This window comes from Hymenobacter taeanensis (genome assembly GCF_013137895.1).
Taxonomy (GTDB): Bacteria; Bacteroidota; Bacteroidia; order Cytophagales; family Hymenobacteraceae; genus Hymenobacter; species Hymenobacter taeanensis.
On record NZ_CP053538.1, the window covers coordinates 3152617 to 3171222 of the forward strand.

The window sequence follows — 18606 nt, forward strand, 5'->3', positions numbered from 1 at the left end:
ATACGCTGATTCTATGAAGCTTCCCTTACTTAACCGTGCCGCCCGGCTAGGGTTGGTACTACTAGTATTGGTGCTGGCATATTTTGGATTAACGCCCGCGGCCCAGGCAACTCACCTGCGCGCCGGCGACATCCAAGCCAAGACGGATACTACCGCGGCCCGCAACCCGCGGCGCATCTTCTTTAAGATGGTGATTTATGAAAGCAACGTAAACACGAGTGTGTCGCAAACTGATGCGACTATTTTTTTCGGAGACGGCACAGTTGCCCAAAAAATCCCGCGGGCCAGCAGAACCCCCGTTGGGTGTGATGGCACCACGTTTCGATTGGTATTTTATTTCGATCATACCTACCCGGCTGTCGGGCAGTACACCGTACACTTTATAGGGGAGTTTCGAAGTACTGGGGTGAGGAACATGACTGCCTCGAACCAACAGACTTTTTATATAAATTCTCGAATAACCATTGACCCCGCATTAGGGATAAACCAATCACCCATACTGAATGCCCCCGCGTTTGACAGGGCCAGCCGGAATCAGGTGTTTCTGCACAACCCGGCTGCATCCGACGCAGATGGTGATTCCCTATCGTATGAGTTACTGCCCAGCCAGTATGTACCGAATGGGGTAGAGGGCGTACTGGCTCAAACAGGTAATGACAAAAACACTCCCAAGCCGTTGCCCTGCATCAATTTCGTGTTTCCAAACGCGGTAGCTGGTGTGAACGCAGTGCAGGTTCCTTATGTGGGGCCGCCGGTGGGAGTACCTGGGGTACCAGCCATTTTTGACCAGAACCCATTAACCGGGCAAATAGTCTGGAATGCTCCGCTAGACGCAGGTGATTACAATTTTGCCTTTAAAGTGCGGGAGTGGCGTCGGGTGCCAGGGGCCAGGGCCCGCCTGATAGGGGAGTATATCCGGGATATGCAGGTGACAGTTGGTAACAATAACAATATACGGCCTACTATTACCGTACCTACCGACTTGTGCGTAATTGCGGGTACTCCTGTTACTGGTTTAATAACGGCAACTGATCCTGATAACCAGCAAGTAATCCTTAGTGCTTATGGTGGAGTACTCCCCCGGCCAGCAACCTTTGTGCAGAACACAACCGGCCCGCCTACGGCCCGTGGTACTTTCACCTGGTCGCCGGATTGCTCCAATATTCAGTCGGAGCCCCATCAAATTCTATTCAAGGCCGAAGACAGACCAGCCAATAACTGTGGCGCTTCACTTATTGATGAGCGTGTATGGCGTATTACGGTGGTAGGCCCACCACCGCAAAACCTACGGGTAGCACCTTCCGGCAACACCGCGCAGCTAAGCTGGGACAGCTACGCCTGCCAGAACCCGGGCGCTCAAATCTTGATTTTTCGCAAGGAAAACCCGTCCAGCTTTACCCCCGGCACCTGCGAAACAGGTATACCAGCCTCTGCAGGCTATACTCAAATAGGCTCAGTAAGCGTAGGAAGCCGCACATTCGTAGATGACCGTAATGGCCTGGGCCTAGAGCGCGGCAAAAACTACTGTTACCGCATATACGTGCAGTTTGCCCGGCCAGCTGGTGGCGCTAGTATTGCTTCCAATGAAGCCTGTCTCACTCTGGTTGGCCGCTCCCCACGCCTCACTAATGTAACCGTAGATCGGACGGATGCCGTGAACGGCCAAATTACGGTGCGCTGGACGCGTCCGGCACCGCTGGGTAGCTTTAATGCTCCCTTCGGTTACCGTTTGTACCGGGCTATTGGCCAAAACCCAACGTTTTCCCCAACAGCCGTACCGCTACGCACCATTACTAATCTTAACGATACCGTTTTTGTTGACACTGGCCTGAACACCACCGACAATGCGTATTCATATAAGTTGGAGTTCTTCAGCAACACGTTGCCTACTCCTAACTCGCCGGTATCTGTTGAAACGGCCGAGCCGGCCTCTAGTGTGCGGGTAAATACCACTGCCGATCCGCTGGCAAATACGATTTCTTTGAACTGGACGTATAACGTGCCGTGGGATAATACTCGATATCCGGCCACAATTTACCGGCGTGATGGGCTAACAGGAGCCTTCGTGCCTATTGCCAAAGTGACGGGTACCGCAACAAATGGCACCTACCTAGACCGGGGTACCACGGCTAAGCCACTCGTGAAGGGCAACACGTACTGTTACTACATAAAAACCAAAGGAGCCTACGCCATCGCCCCCAACGACTCTCTCATCAACCTGAGCCAAGAGCGGTGTGTGGCCTTAGCGCCCGTGCTGTGTACGCCGGTGCTCACGCTGAAACCTACCAATTGTGATAGTCTGGCTAGTCGGCTCTTTGAGTTGCCTGCCACGCCAGTGAACGGGCAGGTATACACCAACTACCTCAGCTGGACACTCAGTGCTCAACCCGTTGCTGACTGTAGCCGCGATGTAGCCTCCTACATTATTTACTACGCTCCCACAGCCAACGATTCTCTAAGGGTACTTACAACGGTTCCTGGCTCACAAACCACCTACGCCCACCAGAACCTTGCTTCAGCAGAGGGGTGCTATGCGGTACGGGCCGTGGATGCCGCCGGAACGCGCAGCTTGCTCAGCAACAAAGAGTGCAAGGATAACTGCCTACTGTTCCTGCTGCCTAACATATTCACCCCAAACGGCGACGGTAAGAATGACACGTTCCGGCCGAAGGTATTTAGCCCCATCCGGCGCACCAAGGTGCAGATATTCAACCGCTGGGGCGTGAAGGTGTACGAAAGCGACAAAGACCCGCTGATTAACTGGAGTGGCAGCGGCAGCGGCGAATCTGGCTCAGGAAGTAAGGTTTCGGAGGGCATGTACTTCTATCAGGCTGAAGTGGAATTTGGGGATGCCAACCGTACGAAGCGCACCTTCAAAGGGTGGGTTCAGGTAAACCGCTAAGACTACTGGCCTAGGCCTTCAGAATAAAAGGAGCGAACAGTTGCTGTTCGCTCCTTTTATTTGTGCCATGATAAAGCTCTGTCTTGTATTGCTGCTGGGGCTGGGAAGCCTGATCAGCTGCCAACCCCAGGCCACACCCATGACCACTGCCCAGCCTGCTACCACCGAGGATGCGGCCCGGGCAGCCGTAGCGGCCTACGTCAAAACCCAGCCCAGCGCGGCCCTCTATCAGTCTGACTCAGCGCGGGTAGTTGATGCAGAAACCAAGTGGCAGGTGCTCGTGCCCCGCACCGACTGGGCCGGACGAATGCCCAACGCCGCCGCATTTGAAGTTGACAAGCAAACGGGCGCCGTTACTACGCTTAAAGTAAAGTAGTTGTGGCTACCTGCCTTGGTTGGCCGCCAGGCCACCTACAGCAGGAACCATCTTTCTGTTCTCCAACCTATAAATCCACCTCCTTCTAGTGAAAGCAGTAATTTTTCCTGGCCAGGGTAGCCAGTTCAGCGGCATGGGCCGCGACTTGTACGAGCAGCACCCCGAGGCCAAACGCCTGATGGACCAAGCCAATGAGATACTGGGCTTCTCGCTTACCGATGTTATGTTTGCTGGCTCTGAGGAAGACTTGCGCCGTACCGACGTAACGCAGCCTGCCATTTTCTTGCACTCAGTGGCGCTGGCGGCCGTAATACCCAACCTGCGCCCCGATATGGTAGCTGGCCATTCTCTCGGCGAATTTTCGGCGCTGGTGGCTGCCAAGGTGTTGAAGTTTGAGGATGCCTTACGCCTTGTAGCCCAGCGGGCACAGGCCATGCAGGCCGCCTGTCAGGAGCAACCCGGTACCATGGCCGCCATTCTGGGCCTCGATGATGCCACTACCGCCCGCATCTGCCAGGTGATTACTGCGGCTGGCAACGTGGTGGTAGCTGCCAATTATAACTGCCCTGGTCAGCTGGTAGTGTCGGGCTCGCAGCGCGGTATTGAGTTGGCTTGTGAGCAACTGAAGGCTGCTGGGGCCAAGCGGGCATTGCCGCTGCCCGTAGGTGGTGCCTTCCACTCACCCCTGATGCAGTCGGCGGAGGCTGCCTTGGCGCAGGCTATTGCCGCTACCACCTTCTCGGCGGGCATTTGCCCCGTATATCAGAACGTGGATGCCGCTCCCCACACCGATGCTGATGAAATTCGGGAGAATCTGGTGCGTCAGCTCACGGCTCCCGTACGCTGGACCCAGAGTGTGCAGCGCATGGTGCAGGATGGTGCTACTGAGTTTGTAGAGTGTGGCCCCGGCAAGGTGCTGCAAGGCTTGGTTAAGAAAATTGCCGCAGAGGCCGCTGTTAGCTCGGCTACGGTATAAGTAGTGGCCTAAACTTAAAAAAGCCCGTCAGGAAATTTCTGACGGGCTTTTTTGCCTATGGTGCCCATATGTTACCGCCCGCCCGAAACCCGCTGAACAGCTAATGAGTCGGGGCACTGAGCCAGTAGCGCCGTTACTGACTGGCCGAGTACCGGGTGCACTATATGAGCGGCAATATCAGTAAGTGGTACCAACGCGAAACGCCGCTCCGGCAGGCGCGGGTGCGGCACCTGCAGCCGGGGCGAATCGAGGACCAGATCATCATAAAGCAGGATATCCACATCCAGCGTGCGGGCTCCCCAGCGTACCAGCCGCTCCCGGCCCGCTAGTTGCTCTGCTTGCTGGCAGACGTCGAGCAGGGCTTCGGGCAGAAGTGAAGTACGCAGCTGAATGGCTTGGTTTAGAAAGGGTGGCTGATCTTCCAAGCCCCAAGCGGCCGTTTCATACAGCCCCGAAACAGCTTCCACTATCCCAGCCGAGGCGGCTAGTTGCTGCACGGCATCTTGAAGGATAGAAGTTCGGTCGCCGAGGTTGGAGCCCAATAGGAGGTAGGCAACGGGCATAGACCTAGAGTAAGCGGTGCAGAAACTCTATAGTCACGTCGGCGGCCAGTTGAGCATCGGGAGGGAGCAACGCTTGCGCCCAGGGGTGGCCACCACCGAAATTGTGTGTTACGCCCGGTAAAATGGCTAGCTCTGCATCTGGGTGCCAGCTTTTCAGCTCATGCGCTTTCTGCACGGCTACGGTCTCGTCTTGGTCGCCGTGCACGATCAGCGTAGGCCTGTTGCGCAGCTTGCGGCGCACGTTGTGCGGAATATCCAGGCGGAGGCGGTTCTGGTGGTAGTCTTCTACTATCTGAAAGTAGAGCGGCAGCTGCTGCTTGGTGCGGCTATTTTCTACATGAAATACTCCTGCCTGCTGCCAGTGCTGCATGAGCTCCTCCGTCCAGCCGGGGTTTACATTGTTGATGGCGGCCCAGGTAACTACAGCCTTCACCCGGGTATCCTCGGCCGCTTTGAGCAGCACTAGGCCACCCCCGCGGCTGTGGCCGATAAGCGCAAGGCGCGTCAGGTCGGTTTCGGGGGCGGGCAGGGGAGAAACCTCCGGGTTTAGCAGAGTGTCAAGTAGAACTCCAATATCGTTGAGCTCCAGGCTGAAGTTGTTGCGGCCAAACGCTTCTAAGTCCTCCAGGTCGCCGGTGCCACCTACTACCAGGCCGTTGTGAGAGAGGTTGAGCTTCACAAACACAAAGCCCTGCCGGGCAAAGTACTCGGCGAGCAGGTTGAAGTGACCCCAGTCTTTAAACCCCTTAAAACCATGCACAAACACTATCATGGGCTTGGGCTGCCCGTCGGGAAGGTAGCGCGCATCGGCCTCAAATGGCCGGGCGTGATGAGGGGAGGAAAGCAGAAAGTCGAGGCGAATGGGCTGGATTGGCATACCGCTAAGGTACGGGCTGAAAGTGGGGAGATGATGAACGCTAAACATGAGGGACCGGTAGTATTTGCCGCAGCTTGGTTACCAGAAAGCCAACCCTAGCAGTTTACTGTCTTACTACTCACCTTTTCACCGTATCATTGCACCGCCCAAAATACCCGCATGAACGTAACGCTGGACCAGATACAAGCGCCCATTGCCGCCGAAATGGAGGAGTTCGAACTCAAGTTTCGGGCCTCCATGAAAACACGGCAGTTGCTGCTTGACAAAATCATGGGGTACATTGTGAAGCGCAAGGGCAAGCAGATCCGGCCCATGTTTGTGTTCTTCACGGCCAAAATCAGCGGCGGCGACCCATTACCGGAGGCTTCCTTCCGGGGCGCGGCGCTCATTGAGCTGCTGCATACGGCTACTCTGGTGCATGATGATGTGGTGGATGAGAGCAACTACCGCCGGGGCTTCTTCTCCATCAATGCGCTCTGGAAAAACAAGATTGCCGTGCTGGTGGGCGACTACCTGCTGGCACGAGGCCTGCAGCTAGCCCTGGAAAACGACGATTTTGACCTGCTCAAGATTGTGAATAACGCCGTGCGGGAGCTCAGCGAAGGGGAACTGCTGCAGATTGAGAAAGCCCGCCGCCTGGATATTACCGAGGATGTGTATTTTGATATCATCCGACAGAAAACCGCTTCTCTCATTGCGTCTTGCTGCGCCGTGGGGGCCGCTTCTACGGGGGCCAGCAAAGAGGTTATTGAGCGCGCCCGCCTTTTCGGGGAGAAAGTGGGTATGGCTTTCCAGATCAAGGATGACCTGTTTGACTTTGGTACCGACGAAGTGGGTAAGCCCGTGGGTATTGATATCAAAGAGAAAAAAATGACCCTACCGCTCATTTATGCCCTGCAACAAGCCGACTGGCTTACCAAGCGGCGCGTCATCTTTAACGTGAAAAACAACGATGGCCGCAAAGACCGCGTGCAGGCTGTTATTGACTTCGTGAAGAAATCAGGTGGCCTGGAATATGCCATAAAAGTGATGGAAAGCTACCGCGACGAGGCGCTGACTATCCTTAGAACCTTTCCCGAGTCGGCCTCGCGCAACTCCTTGGAGCAGCTAATCAACTATACCATTGAGCGCGAGAAATAAGCTCTCATTTCTCACTCCGCTCTAAATGACATAAAAAGCGCCGCCCCAAGCTGGAGCGGCGCACTTTTTATGTCAAATACCACTGTTATTACTTAGTGGTTGATTTGGTAGGCTACCTTCTCGGGCTGCACATCAGAAACATCAAAGTGTACCCCTTCAAAAGTGCTCTTAACGGTAATGGCGTGCGTCATATCGCAGCCGGGGCACTTAATTTCTTCGGTTTCAAATTGGCCGTCATCTTCGATAGAGTTTGCCAGATGGTCGGCGGCGGGTACGCCCAGCGAGTCGGTGAATACTTCGGTGTGGCACTGGTTGCACTCAAATTTGAGGCCTACGGTATGGCCTTGCAGTTCATCGAGTGGAGCGGGAGTGCTTTTTTGTTGGATCCACATAGGGAAGAGAGTTTGGTTACGGAAAGGAAATCAGAGCGAGAAATGCGGCCGCCAGATGCGGCCGCATAAGGAAGTACGCAGGCGGCGCCAAAAAGGTAGCCGCTCTGCCAGCGCCAGGCCAGTGTGCTGTAACCTGACAAGGCTAAAACGACACCGCGCCCCGCGTAATGTTACGCGGGGCGCAGTGGTGACTATGCTGCCTGAGCTACGCCGGTGGCGCTAGGCCACCGGCCGCACTGGCCTAGCTCCGACGCTGGTCTCCTAAGTCGCGGCGGTTGTGGTCCTGGCGGCCGTTGCGCTGGCTCATATTGTGCTGGCGCTCCTGGCGCTTGGCTTCCAGCTTAGCGTATTGCGCTTTAGTAAGGGTGCTCTTAAGCTGCTTATCGGTTTTCTTGCGAATGTCTTTGGCCTCGCTCATCATCTTGCTGCGGTCGAGGTCTTTGCGGTTGTGCAACGCCTGCATCTGCTGGTGCCGGTCCTGAAAAATCTTTGCCAGCTTGTCTTTTTGTTTGGCGTTGAGGCCTAGGTCACGGGCCATTTCGTCTTGCCGACGCTGGCGGTCCTGGGTGTTATCGGCCCGGCAGCCCTGATGGTGGCGGCTGGTTTTGTCGTGGTCTTGGCCGGGTAAAACAGGGGCTGCGCTGGCTATGAAAGAAGTGCCCAGGCTAAGCAGGAGGGCGAGGCTAAACAGTTGCTTTTTCATGGCTGTATGGAATGGGGAAGTGGAGGTTTGTAAAGAAATGACGCTGCATTGTGCCTAGGCCTATTTCAAACCAGATGCCGCATTCCAGGCCTCAACCCGCATTATCCACTAACGCCTCAATAAATCGGATTAACCTTCTCGTTTACTCTGCCAACCCTGAAAGCAGGTTTGGAATGTTACTGCGCTATTTTAGTACTTTGGCCGCATGACACACCCCCTGAGCTTGCTACCGGCGCCATCTGCGGTAGTACCTCAACTCGAAACCCCTGATTTGCTTCTGCGTGGCCCCCGCATTACTGATCTGCCGGAGTTTGCCTCCATGGCCGCCGACCCCGATTTCTACCGGTATGTAGGGGCCAAACCGCAAACTGAGGAGGATGCGTGGCGCAGGTTGCTGGCCCAGCAGGGCCACTGGACGCTGCTGGGATACGGAGCATGGTCAGTAGAGGAAAAAGCCACGGGCCGCTTCATTGGCACCGTGGGGTTCTTTGATTTTCAGCGCGACCTCACGCCCTCCATCAAGGGTACGCTCGAGGCTGGCTGGGCGCTGGCACCGCGCATCCACGGCCGGGGGTACGCCAGCCAAGCGGTTGAAGCTGCTTTGCAGTGGGCCGATGCGCACTTCCCCACCGCCCGCATGACCTGTATCATCGACCCTGATAACGTTGCCTCCCTCAAAGTGGCCTCCAAGTTTGGCTTCCAGGAAATTGCCCGCACCACTTACCACGATGGGCCCGTTCTGTTGTTGGAGAGGTCTAAAGGAAATAAATAGCCCAGCTTAGCGCCCGTATATAGAATGTCAAAAGCTGCTAACAGTGCACGGAGCTAAGCGACTGGCAGAGTGATGTCTGGGAGTAGAGCCACAGTAGGTTTTGGCTAAGCAACCGTTTTCTCAGCAGCAGGTTTTCAAGCAACAGGCCTGCCCCTTTAAGGGAGCAGGCCTGTTGCTTGAAATGCTATAGGCAGTGGCCTACGGACTTGACTATTCCGCTAGCAGCTGGTCAATCGTTTTGTTGAACTCAGCAATTTCCTGCTGATAGTACTTGCCCGTGCCGGGGCCCGAGAAACCCGTGTGGATTTTGCGCACCTCACCCTTCTTGTCCAAGAAAATTGTGGTGGGGAAGGCCAGCACTTTGGCTAGCTGTGGCAATGATTTGCTGGCGGCATCTTTGTCGGCCACGCCGGCCACGGCCAGGTCGTAGCCAATGTTCATGCGCTGCTTCATTTTCAGGAGCTTCTGCGAGGCCAGCTTCTGGTCTTCGGTGCGCTCGTAGCCTAGGCCTATGATTTCTACGCCGCGGCTTTTGTTTTTCTCGTACCAAGGCGCCAGAAAGTTGGTTTCATCCATGCAGTTAGGGCACCAGGAGCCCAGAATCTGCAGCACCACTACTTTGCCCGCGTACTTGGGGTCAGAAGGGGAGATGCTACCGCCCTCGAAGATGCTGGGGAATTTAAAGCTCAGCTTCTTCTGGCCGGGCTTCATGCCGGTGAGGGCATTGGCATCGGGTAGCTTGGCATTGCCGTCGAGCACGGCGGTCCAGGTTTCGTGGCCCGCTTTGCCGCTGTAGAAGTCGCCCTGAATGCGGTTGATATTGCCGGGCTTATCCAGCTTGCCATCAAACAGGAAGCCATGGCTACCATCGAATGTAGAGAGCATCACGTGCTCACCATCGGCTTTGGTAACCAGGTTGCCGGCCAGGTAACGGTAGTCGCCGGTAGTAGTCAGGAAGGTGCCCGTAATGCCAGAGCCCCCGGTGGAGTCTTGCTGAATTATGCCTACGGCCGGGTATGTGTTGCCTTCGTCGTCCTTGAACTCAGTGCGGAACGTTGCGCCTTGCTTTAAATCACCAAATACTTCGGCCTTTTTAGTGCCGCCAGAGAACAGCTCTTGGTTTTCGGTTGCTTTTGCTGCCACAAAAGGAATGCGGTAGGGGCTGCCGGTATCGTACTTCACCCAAGCTCCTGTGACTTTGCCGGTGCCATCGGGCCGCACCACTAGCGCGGCATCAAACACACCTAAGCGGATGGTTGTGGAGTCGCCCGTAGTGGTAATTTCGTCGAGTTTGAGGCGCTCCTCACCGTTGCGCAGCGTTACGGTGGGCTTGCCGCCGTTGGTGGCTACATCAAACAGAAAGGGGATTTCCTGGCCCTGGGTGCTGAGTACGCCGCGCCAGGTACCGGCGGTAAGCGGAGAAGAGGCCGCGCCGGAAGCATCAGCGGCTTGGTTTTCGGAAGTCGTCGAATTGGACTGACAGGCTACCGCGGCCAGCGCGAGTCCGGCCCCGGCTACGGCCTTGCGTATTGCAATGGCTACGGGCATGATGAAAAGGTTAAGTGAATTCGAGGCTAAACTACTGCCGAGGGTTATTAGTTTATAATCAAAGGCTACATAAGCTGCCCCTATTCTGTGATTATTCGTTAGAATGATTCTAAATGAGGATTTAGGACGGTAGCAAAACCCCTAAAAGTTGGCCCGCGGGCCGACCGATACGTATATTTGCGGACTTGCCGCTGGCAGGTTCGTTCTCTCCACTATTTTCACTTTCGCATTATGGCGTTTGACTTAGAAATGATCAAGGCCGTGTACGATGGCATGGGCTCCCGCATTGAAGCCGCCCGTACCGCCGTTGGCCGCCCGCTTACCCTGACTGAAAAAATCCTGTACGCTCACCTGTACGGCGGCTCTGTTTCGCAGGCGTATGAGCGGGGCGTTTCCTACGTCGACTTTGCCCCGGACCGCGTTGCTATGCAGGACGCTACGGCCCAGATGGCGCTGTTGCAGTTCATGCAGGCTGGTAAAGCTAAAGTAGCGGTGCCCAGCACCGTGCACTGCGACCACCTGATTCAGGCTAAAGAAGGAGCCGACGAGGATTTGGCCATTGCCAACTCCGAGAATAAGGAAGTATATGATTTCCTGGCTTCGGTATCCAATAAATATGGCATCGGCTTCTGGAAGCCGGGCGCGGGTATCATTCACCAGGTAGTACTTGAGAACTACGCCTTCCCCGGCGGTATGATGATCGGTACTGACTCGCACACCCCCAACGCTGGTGGCCTAGGCATGATTGCGATTGGTGTGGGTGGTGCTGATGCCGTTGACGTAATGGCCGGTATGGCCTGGGAACTGAAGTTCCCGAAAGTAATTGGCGTGAAGCTGACCGGTAAAATGAACGGTTGGACTTCGGCTAAAGACGTAATCCTGCGCGTAGCGGGTATCCTGACCGTAAAAGGCGGTACGGGCGCCATTGTAGAATACTTTGGCGAAGGTGCTAACAGCCTCTCCGCTACCGGTAAAGGCACCATCTGTAACATGGGTGCTGAAATTGGGGCTACTACCTCAGTGTTCAGCTACGACGAAAAGATGGGCGACTATCTGCGTGGTACCGACCGCGCCGAAATTGCCGATGCTGCTGCTGCTGTAGCCCAGCACCTGCGCGCCGACGACGAGGTGTACGCTAACCCCGAGAACTTCTACGATCAGCTGATCGAGATTGATCTGAACACGCTGGAGCCCTACGTGAACGGTCCGTTCACGCCAGACGCCGCCTGGCCCATTTCGCAGTTCGCTGCCGCCGTAAAAGAGCACGGCTGGCCCGAGAAGCTGGAAGTAGGCCTCATTGGTTCCTGCACCAACTCTTCCTACGAAGACATTACCCGTGCTGCTTCCATCGCGGAGCAGGCCGTACAGAAAGGCCTGACGGTAAACGCTGAGTTTACCGTAACGCCTGGCTCGGAGCTGGTGCGCTACACCGTAGAGCGTGACGGTTTGCTGGATACCTTCGCTCAGATGGGCGGCGTGGTGCTGGCAAATGCCTGCGGTCCGTGCATTGGCCAGTGGGCCCGCCACACCGATGACCCCAAGCGCCGCAACTCTATCATCACCTCGTTTAACCGCAACTTTGCTAAGCGTAACGACGGCAACCCGAACACGCACGCGTTCGTGGCTTCGCCCGAAATTGTAACGGCTTTTGCTATTGCCGGTGACCTGACCTTTAACCCCCTAGTTGATACCCTGACCACCAAAGACGGTCAGCAGGTACGCCTCGATGAGCCCCACGGCCTCGAAATGCCTCCTCAGGGCTACGCCGTAGAGGATGCTGGCTACCAAGCTCCGGCCGTTGATAGCTCAGGAGTGCAGGTACTTGTTGATCCAGGCTCCGACCGTCTGCAGCTGCTCGACCCGTTCAAGCCATGGGAAGGCACCGACCTGACTGGTCTGCGTCTGCTCATCAAAGCGCAGGGCAAGTGCACCACCGACCACATCTCCATGGCTGGCCCATGGTTGAAGTACCGTGGTCACTTGGATAACATCTCCAACAACATGCTCATTGGGGCTACCAACGCTTTCAACGGCGAGGCTAACGCTGTGAAAGACGGTATGACCCAGGGTACGCCGTACTCGGCAGTGCCGCAGGTAGCTCGTAACTACAAAGCGCAGGGCATTGGCTCTATTGTGGTAGGTGATGAGAATTACGGAGAAGGTTCGTCGCGGGAGCACGCTGCCATGGAGCCCCGCCACTTGGGCGTGCGCGCTATCCTGGTGAAGAGCTTCGCTCGTATCCACGAAACCAACCTGAAGAAGCAGGGCATGCTGGCCCTGACCTTCGCCAACAAGGCCGACTACGACCTGATCGAAGAGGACGATACCATTGACATCCTCGGCCTCACGTCATTCGCTCCCGGTCAGCCCCTGCAGGTGCGCCTGCACCACGCCGACGGCGACACCGACCTCATCACGGTGAACCACACCTACAATGAGGGGCAGATTGAGTGGTTCAAAGCCGGCTCGGCCCTGAACCTGATTCGTCTGCAGGAAGCGGGTGGTGCTCAGCTGTCGCAGAAGTAATTCTGCATTTGAGCTAACTAGGCAAAGAGCCGCTTCGTAAGAGGCGGCTCTTTGTTTTTGATAAGTGATACGCGCCAAGTCTTTGTTCGTAGGCCAGTGCTTATTAGTAGCACAACTTCTTCTCTGCAATCTAAATGGCCCCCACTAAACAAGCCGTTTCCCTCGTTGGCTTTCTGGTTACCCTGCTAGGAGCCATCTTATTTTCCACCAAAGCCATCATTGTTAAGCTGGCCTTCGGGCATACGCACGCCGATGCCGTGACGCTGTTGGCACTGCGCATGATGTTTTCGCTGCCATTTTACCTGGCAGCGGCCTTTCTGGTGAGCACGCATAAGAGCAACGTGCGCATGACCGGACGCGAATGGCTACTGGTAACGGCCATAGGCCTGTTGGGCTACTACTTCAGTAGCCTGTTTGACTTCCTGGGCCTGCAATACATATCGGCAGGGCTGGAGCGGCTGATTCTGTTTTTGTATCCAAGCTTTGCGGTATTTATCAATGCCGTGTATTTCAGACAGCGTATTTCCGGCATACAGCGCGTAGCCTTGCTGCTGACTTACTTGGGCATTGCCTTGGCGTATTTTGGTGAGCTATCCATCGACTCACAAAATCCCAACTTCTATCTGGGGAGCGGGTTGGTGTTCCTGTGTGCAGTTACCTACTCTGTCTATATTGTTGGGAGTGGGCGGGTTATTCCGCGGGTAGGAGCCAATAAGTTTACTGCTTACGCCATGCTGGCAGCAACCGCCGGGGTGTTCGTGCATTTCCTGCTCACGCATGATATCCGGCAGGTAGAGCTAGGCCGGGGGATGTGGGTATACGGGTTACTATTGGCTATTCTGGCTACCGTGCTGCCTTCCTTCCTGATTTCGCAGGGTATGAAGAAGATAGGCTCTAACAATGTGGCCATTATCAGTGGAATCGGGCCGGTATCCACTATTCTGCAGGCTCATTACGTGCTAGGAGAGAAAATATTCACGGAGCAAATAGTGGGTACTCTGCTGGTGGTGGTAGGGGTGTTGCTGATTGGCTGGAAGCGAGATAAGGGAAAGGAAGCAGGGGAGCAAAAGCCCACGGCAGTTGAGGTTGGGTAGCGAACTGTATAGAAAGCTACACCACATGACGCACGCGCTGGTTTTTGGCAAGTTTCTGCCCTTTCATCACGGTCATCGGGCCCTCATTGACTTTGCGCGGCAGCACTGCGACCTACTAACTGTGCTGGTGTGCGCCAGTGACCAAGAAAACGTATCGGGTGCAGTGCGGGCACACTGGATCAGCACAACGTACGAGAATGTGGAGAGTATTCAAGTGCAAGTGTTCGAGTACAAGGAAGCCGAGTTACCTAATACCTCTGAAACTTCAACAGCAGTAGCGCAGCTCTGGGCCCACGTGTTTCAGCGGCTAGTGCCAACCGTTTCTCTGGTGGTAACCTCCGAGTCCTACGGCGCTCTGGTGGCGCAGTACCTTGGCATTCGGCACCTGGATTTTGACGTGAAGCGGGCGCAGGTACCCATTTCGGGCTCTGCTATCCGGGCCAACGTGAGGAGCAACTGGTCATATTTGCCTGCAAGTGTGCAAGCTTTTTATCGGCGCACGGTGGCCATATTGGGCACGGAGTCAACTGGCAAGACCACGCTTACCCAGCAACTGGCGGCTCACTTTGGTGCGTCCTGCGTGATAGAAACTGCCCGGGAGCTGATTGCTGATTCTACGGAGTTCAGCACCGCTGATCTTTACGCAGTGGCAGCGGAGCACGCCCGCAGAATTGAGCTACTCCGGCCAATAGCAGGCCCATTGCTGCTACTTGATACGGATGTGCATATAACGCAATCTTACGCGCGTTTCACTAGCAATGAGTGGCTGGATCTTCCCTCAGAAGTGTACGCTCATAATCGCGCCGACTTGTATCTGTATTTGCTACCGGATGTGCCTTTCGTGCAGGATGGTACCCGCCTGTCAGCTACCCAGCGCCAGCGCCTAGACAAAGCGCACCGACTCACGCTGGCTCACTTTGGTATTGAGTACCAGGAAATAGGCGGAAGCTGGGCAGAGCGGTTTGCTCAGGCAGTGCAGCTAATTGAAGAGATGCTACACTGAGCGGTTACAGCGTAGCTACCTGCGCGGCCCGAAGTTCCTGCGGTTTCTGAACTAGGTAATAATATAGCAGAATCGCTAGGCCACTCAGGAAGGGTAGTAGCGCCATATGCTTACCAGTAATGCTGCCCCACACGTGCACAGTATCAAAGCCAAAGAACTCACTGATCATCCAGTAAGAGTTAGCGGTTATCCAGAATACGATGGCCAGATTGTGCGCCAACTCGGCTTTAATATCGCGGGTGCGCCAGGTAATAAGCACGGCAATGCTCAGCGTTGGAATGATCATAGAGAGGCCTAGCGGCTTCCAAATCATGCACCACCCAATGTCTTTGAGCAGCCAGAACAGGATGTGCATGTTTTCCATCCGGCGGTAGGGGGCCGGGATGCTGTACGTCTCTTCGGTAACGTGTTCCATGAGGCAGTATAAGGCTACAAAGATATCAGGCGTAACAGCTAGCGAAATTCTATTTAGTTCTGCTTTTTAGCTAGGCCACTCAATAAGAAGCTTGGCTAATAGGCAAAAAGAAACCCGGTTGTTTCCGCGTGGTAAAACGGAAACAGCCGGGATAAGAGTGGCGGAAAAGAAGAGTAGTGGGCTAGTTGAGCCACACATTAGCTACCGTCTCGAAGCGGTAACGGGCAAATGCTCCGTAAGGGCGCTCAGCATAGAAGCCGAGTACATGGATCTGAGGCTCGCCGGTGCGAGCGTTGCGCCGTACTTGCACGGGATACACGTGGCCGGCCTCTGGCCAATCGCCCACGTGGTCGGCGGGGCGGCGGCTGGCGTCCACGCATCGGGCATACTGCTGGACGGGAATCGGAACAGGAAGCTTGACTTTCGACATATCCAAAGATACAAATATGGCGACATAAAAACTAAAAATATTGGAATAAAATGAGTTGGTACAGCAATTAGAGTAACTGCTCCATATTGAAGGTTTTAATCAAATTTTAATAAAAGTTAGACCTACCTAATCTACGGTTTAGGCTACTCTGTGTTTGGCTAATGAGCGTTAGTGTGGTTGCTAGATATGCTAAATATTTTAGTAGATATACTGCGCGTATTGATAAGGCAACTGAATGGCTCAGGGGAACCTGAAGGAAAGACGCGTAAGCAAACCAACGTCTGCTGAAACGGCAACGTAGCTTCGTGCAACTTCCTGCACATGTCTGGCTAAGGCTGACATGCAACATCCCCGCCAGCATTGGTTGCCGACGGGGATGCTATGCGTGGTGAAGCAGAAACCAGGCTATTGCTTCTCTTCCAGTTTTTTTAAGCGGTCATAGGTTTTTTTAGAAGTGCTGTACTGGCGTTCAACTGCTTGCCGCAAGGAGCCAGTGAGGGTATTGTCGCTGAGGGCGTCTTCATAGGCTTTAATGGCCCATTCTTCGCCGTACACGTTGGAGCCAAGAATGGCTTTTTCGTCAGTGCCCGTAATGGCCGCTTTCACGTCCATCCAGCTGCGGTAGAGCTTGCCTTTCAGGGTAGTGCTGGTCTGCTGCTCGCCGCCTTGCTCACGCAGAGCTTTGTTTAGTTCGTTGGCAAACATCTGGCTTTGGCTGACGAGCTGTTTGTAGTAACCGCTCAGTTCAGGGTTGGTGCTTTCATCAACGGCGCGCTGATAGCCTTCAATCCGGTCGTTTACAAAATAGAGCAGCTCGTTCAAAGTATCGGCCTGGCTGGTACTACCTGTATTGCCAGACGAGCCACGGCGGCTAAGGTACGTAGCCCCCAATATCAGCAGTGCGCCACCCACTATTTTTTGAGTGGTGCTGAGCCTATTGTAACGAGAAGCTATTTGAGTGCCAGCATTTTTGAGTGATGGAGACAGTTTCGAGAACAGGTCGCCGAGATTATCCTGGTTGAGCCACTGGAGCGCTTGGTTTACCAGAGGGCCGCCCGTGGAGGAAGTAGCAGAGGAGGTGTTAGATGAGTTCTGGTCCATACAGCAATAGTATTAGCAGTGAAAAGTGTTACTGCATACGACCAGCGTAAGAGGTTAGTTAAGCTGAGCTTACAAAGTGGGAGCTGAAAAGGTGTTTCCATTAAACGTAGACCACTCACGCTGAAAGCTATTCCTGACTACACATAAAGCAACAAGCCGCCCCAACTGCAGAGGCACCGCTGGTGAGGCGAGGCTTGCAGATAGGCCGGCTTGTTACTCTGGCGGTGGGCCTCAACGGGAGGTTACTGAATGAAGTGAGGCCGAATCAGGTTTTCGAAGGTGAAAATCTCATCCCATTTCTCCTGCGTGAGCAATTGGCGCTCCGTCACAGCTACATCGTACACTGATTTGCCGGTCCGGAGGGCTTCTTTGGCAACTTCGGCGGAGGTTTCGTAGCCTAGCACGGGGTTAAGCTGCGTCACAATTCCCACGCTGTTGCGCACTTGCTGCTCAGTGTGTTGCGCATTAGCCGTTATGCCTATTACGCATTTCTCGCGCAGGGTATGGCAGGCGCGCGTCATGTAGGAGATAGATGTGAATAGGGCGAAGGAAATCACGGGCTCCATTACGTTGAGCTGCAACTGGCCAGCCTCCGCAGCCATGGTCACAGTGAGGTCGGCCCCAATTACGTAGAAGGCCGTTTGGTTTACCACTTCCGGCACTACGGGGTTTACTTTACCAGGCATGATGCTGGACCCAGGCTGCAGGGGCGGTAAGTTAATCTCATTCAGACCAGCGCGGGGGCCCGAGGAAAGCAGGCGCAGGTCGTTGCAGATCTTGGAGAGTTTTACGGCAGTGCGCTTGAGCACCCCGGAGAGCTGCACGTAAGCGCCCGTATCGTAAGTGGCTTCAATCAGGTCGCCGGCCAGCACCAAGTCTAGGCCAGTGAGGGTGCGCAGGTGCTCCGTAACCAGCTCGGCGTAGCCGGAAGGGGCATTTACCCGGGTGCCAATGGCCGTGGCGCCCATGTTAATCTCCCGAATCAGCTGGCGGCTGTCATCAATACGAAGTAGCTCTTCGCGCAGGTTGGTGGCAAAAGCCCGAAATTCATCCCCCATGCTCATGGGCACAGCATCCTGCAGCTGTGTCCGGCCCATTTTCAGCACGTTCCGGAATTCCTCGCCTTTGGTAGCAAAGGCATCGGCTAGTTGCTCCAGGGCCCGGCGGTAACCTACCAGCTTGTTGTTGAGCGCAATGCGGAAAGCCGTTGGATAGGCGTCGTTGGTTGATTGGGAGCAGTTGACGTGGTTGTTGGGATGGCAGAAATGATAGTCGCCCTTTGAGTGGCCCATCATTTCCAGCGCCACATTGGCAATAACCTCGTTGGCATTCATGTTCACGGAGGTGCCTGCTCCGCCCTGAATCATGTCCGTTAGAAACTGATCGTCTAGCTCACCCGCAATCACCCGGTCGCAGGCTTGGGCAATGTAGTCGGCAATGGTTGCGTCAAGCACGCCCAGGTCGCGGTTAGCCAGAGCGGCGGCTTTCTTCACGTAGGCCAGTGCCTGCACAAACAGCGGCTCGGCCTTCAGTGGAATGCCCGTGATATCGAAGTTTTCCATGGCGCGCAGCGTCTGGATGCCATAATACACGTTTTCGGGAATGGGCCGCTCGCCTAGAAAGTCGTGTTCAAGCCGCGAAGCTCGTTCAAGCTGGGTAGTTTCCATGGGGAATTGTTCAGGGTGGGATGCATCTTCTACGCGAAGAATGCTCAAGGGGAAAAGGAATGCACTACAAAGATACCGGCCTTTTAGCTCAACCTTGTTTTTGCCTTGTCTGAGCAAATTC

17 protein-coding genes are annotated in these 18606 nt (G+C 55.0%); 8 read left to right on the plus strand and 9 right to left on the minus strand.

All coding sequences use genetic code 11. From position 1 onward, the window contains the following. The first annotated feature begins 13 nt into the window (after positions 1-13). The 3 genes from HMJ29_RS13450 to fabD all read left to right on the plus strand — a co-directional run bounded on the left by HMJ29_RS13450 (position 14) and on the right by fabD (position 4254). Complete coding sequence (locus HMJ29_RS13450) at positions 14-2902, plus strand: T9SS type B sorting domain-containing protein (protein WP_171591983.1); 2889 nt, start codon at positions 14-16, stop codon at positions 2900-2902. Between the two features lie 67 nt (positions 2903-2969). Beyond that, entirely contained in the window at positions 2970-3278 is a 309-nt protein-coding gene (locus HMJ29_RS13455) for a hypothetical protein (protein ID WP_171591984.1), read from the plus strand. An 88-nt stretch (positions 3279-3366) separates the two neighbouring features. Continuing rightward, on the plus strand, positions 3367-4254 hold the full coding sequence (fabD, locus tag HMJ29_RS13460) for an ACP S-malonyltransferase (protein ID WP_171591985.1): 888 nt from the start codon (positions 3367-3369) through the stop codon (positions 4252-4254). Between the two features lie 71 nt (positions 4255-4325). On the opposite strand, the gene folK is transcribed toward fabD, so the two are convergent. Both folK and HMJ29_RS13470 read right to left on the minus strand, forming a co-directional pair. Further along, a complete protein-coding gene (gene folK, locus HMJ29_RS13465) occupies positions 4326-4817 on the minus strand; it encodes a 2-amino-4-hydroxy-6-hydroxymethyldihydropteridine diphosphokinase (protein WP_171591986.1) in 492 nt (163 codons plus the stop codon). A gap of 4 nt (positions 4818-4821) precedes the next feature. Then, on the minus strand, positions 4822-5694 hold the full coding sequence (locus tag HMJ29_RS13470; RefSeq protein WP_171591987.1) for an alpha/beta hydrolase family protein: 873 nt from the start codon (positions 5692-5694) through the stop codon (positions 4822-4824). Positions 5695-5853: 159 nt separating this feature from the next. Here HMJ29_RS13470 and HMJ29_RS13475 point away from each other — a divergent pair, with 159 nt between their 5' ends. Further along, positions 5854-6834, plus strand: a complete 981-nt coding sequence (locus HMJ29_RS13475; RefSeq protein WP_171591988.1) for a polyprenyl synthetase family protein — start codon at positions 5854-5856, stop codon at positions 6832-6834. Positions 6835-6926: 92 nt separating this feature from the next. On the opposite strand, the gene HMJ29_RS13480 is transcribed toward HMJ29_RS13475, so the two are convergent. Together HMJ29_RS13480 and HMJ29_RS13485 are read right to left on the minus strand one after the other, a co-directional pair. Beyond that, positions 6927-7226: a hypothetical protein gene (locus HMJ29_RS13480; RefSeq protein WP_171591989.1), complete on the minus strand. Its 300-nt coding sequence runs from the start codon at positions 7224-7226 to the stop codon at positions 6927-6929. A 241-nt stretch (positions 7227-7467) separates the two neighbouring features. Continuing rightward, on the minus strand, positions 7468-7929 hold the full coding sequence (locus tag HMJ29_RS13485) for a hypothetical protein (RefSeq protein WP_171591990.1): 462 nt from the start codon (positions 7927-7929) through the stop codon (positions 7468-7470). A gap of 205 nt (positions 7930-8134) precedes the next feature. On the opposite strand from HMJ29_RS13485, the gene HMJ29_RS13490 reads away from it, so the two are divergent. Then, on the plus strand, positions 8135-8701 hold the full coding sequence (locus tag HMJ29_RS13490; protein WP_171591991.1) for a GNAT family N-acetyltransferase: 567 nt from the start codon (positions 8135-8137) through the stop codon (positions 8699-8701). Between the two features lie 210 nt (positions 8702-8911). On the opposite strand, the gene HMJ29_RS13495 is transcribed toward HMJ29_RS13490, so the two are convergent. Further along, the gene (locus HMJ29_RS13495; protein WP_171591992.1) at positions 8912-10249 is read right to left on the minus strand and encodes a peroxiredoxin family protein; all 1338 of its coding nucleotides are present in this window, start codon (positions 10247-10249) and stop codon (positions 8912-8914) included. Between the two features lie 231 nt (positions 10250-10480). On the opposite strand from HMJ29_RS13495, the gene HMJ29_RS13500 reads away from it, so the two are divergent. The 3 genes from HMJ29_RS13500 (at position 10481) to HMJ29_RS13510 (ending at position 14872) form a co-directional block, all read left to right on the plus strand. Further along, a complete protein-coding gene (locus tag HMJ29_RS13500; RefSeq protein WP_171591993.1) occupies positions 10481-12775 on the plus strand; it encodes an aconitate hydratase in 2295 nt (764 codons plus the stop codon). Positions 12776-12909: 134 nt separating this feature from the next. Then, positions 12910-13869, plus strand: a complete 960-nt coding sequence (locus HMJ29_RS13505; RefSeq protein ID WP_171591994.1) for a DMT family transporter — start codon at positions 12910-12912, stop codon at positions 13867-13869. A 25-nt stretch (positions 13870-13894) separates the two neighbouring features. Continuing rightward, positions 13895-14872 (plus strand): AAA family ATPase, encoded by a 978-nt coding sequence (locus HMJ29_RS13510; protein WP_171591995.1) that lies wholly within the window; start codon positions 13895-13897, stop codon positions 14870-14872. Positions 14873-14876: 4 nt separating this feature from the next. Here the strand turns inward: HMJ29_RS13510 and HMJ29_RS13515 are convergent, their stop codons facing one another. The 4 genes from HMJ29_RS13515 to aspA form a co-directional block, all read right to left on the minus strand. Continuing rightward, the gene (locus HMJ29_RS13515; protein WP_216634055.1) at positions 14877-15287 is read right to left on the minus strand and encodes a hypothetical protein; all 411 of its coding nucleotides are present in this window, start codon (positions 15285-15287) and stop codon (positions 14877-14879) included. A 181-nt stretch (positions 15288-15468) separates the two neighbouring features. Beyond that, positions 15469-15717, minus strand: a complete 249-nt coding sequence (locus tag HMJ29_RS13520; protein WP_171591996.1) for a hypothetical protein — start codon at positions 15715-15717, stop codon at positions 15469-15471. Positions 15718-16122: 405 nt separating this feature from the next. Beyond that, complete coding sequence (locus tag HMJ29_RS13525) at positions 16123-16818, minus strand: ferritin-like domain-containing protein (RefSeq protein WP_171591997.1); 696 nt, start codon at positions 16816-16818, stop codon at positions 16123-16125. Positions 16819-17060: 242 nt separating this feature from the next. Next, a complete protein-coding gene (gene aspA / locus HMJ29_RS13530) occupies positions 17061-18533 on the minus strand; it encodes an aspartate ammonia-lyase (RefSeq protein ID WP_244679265.1) in 1473 nt (490 codons plus the stop codon). Positions 18534-18606 lie beyond the last annotated feature (73 nt).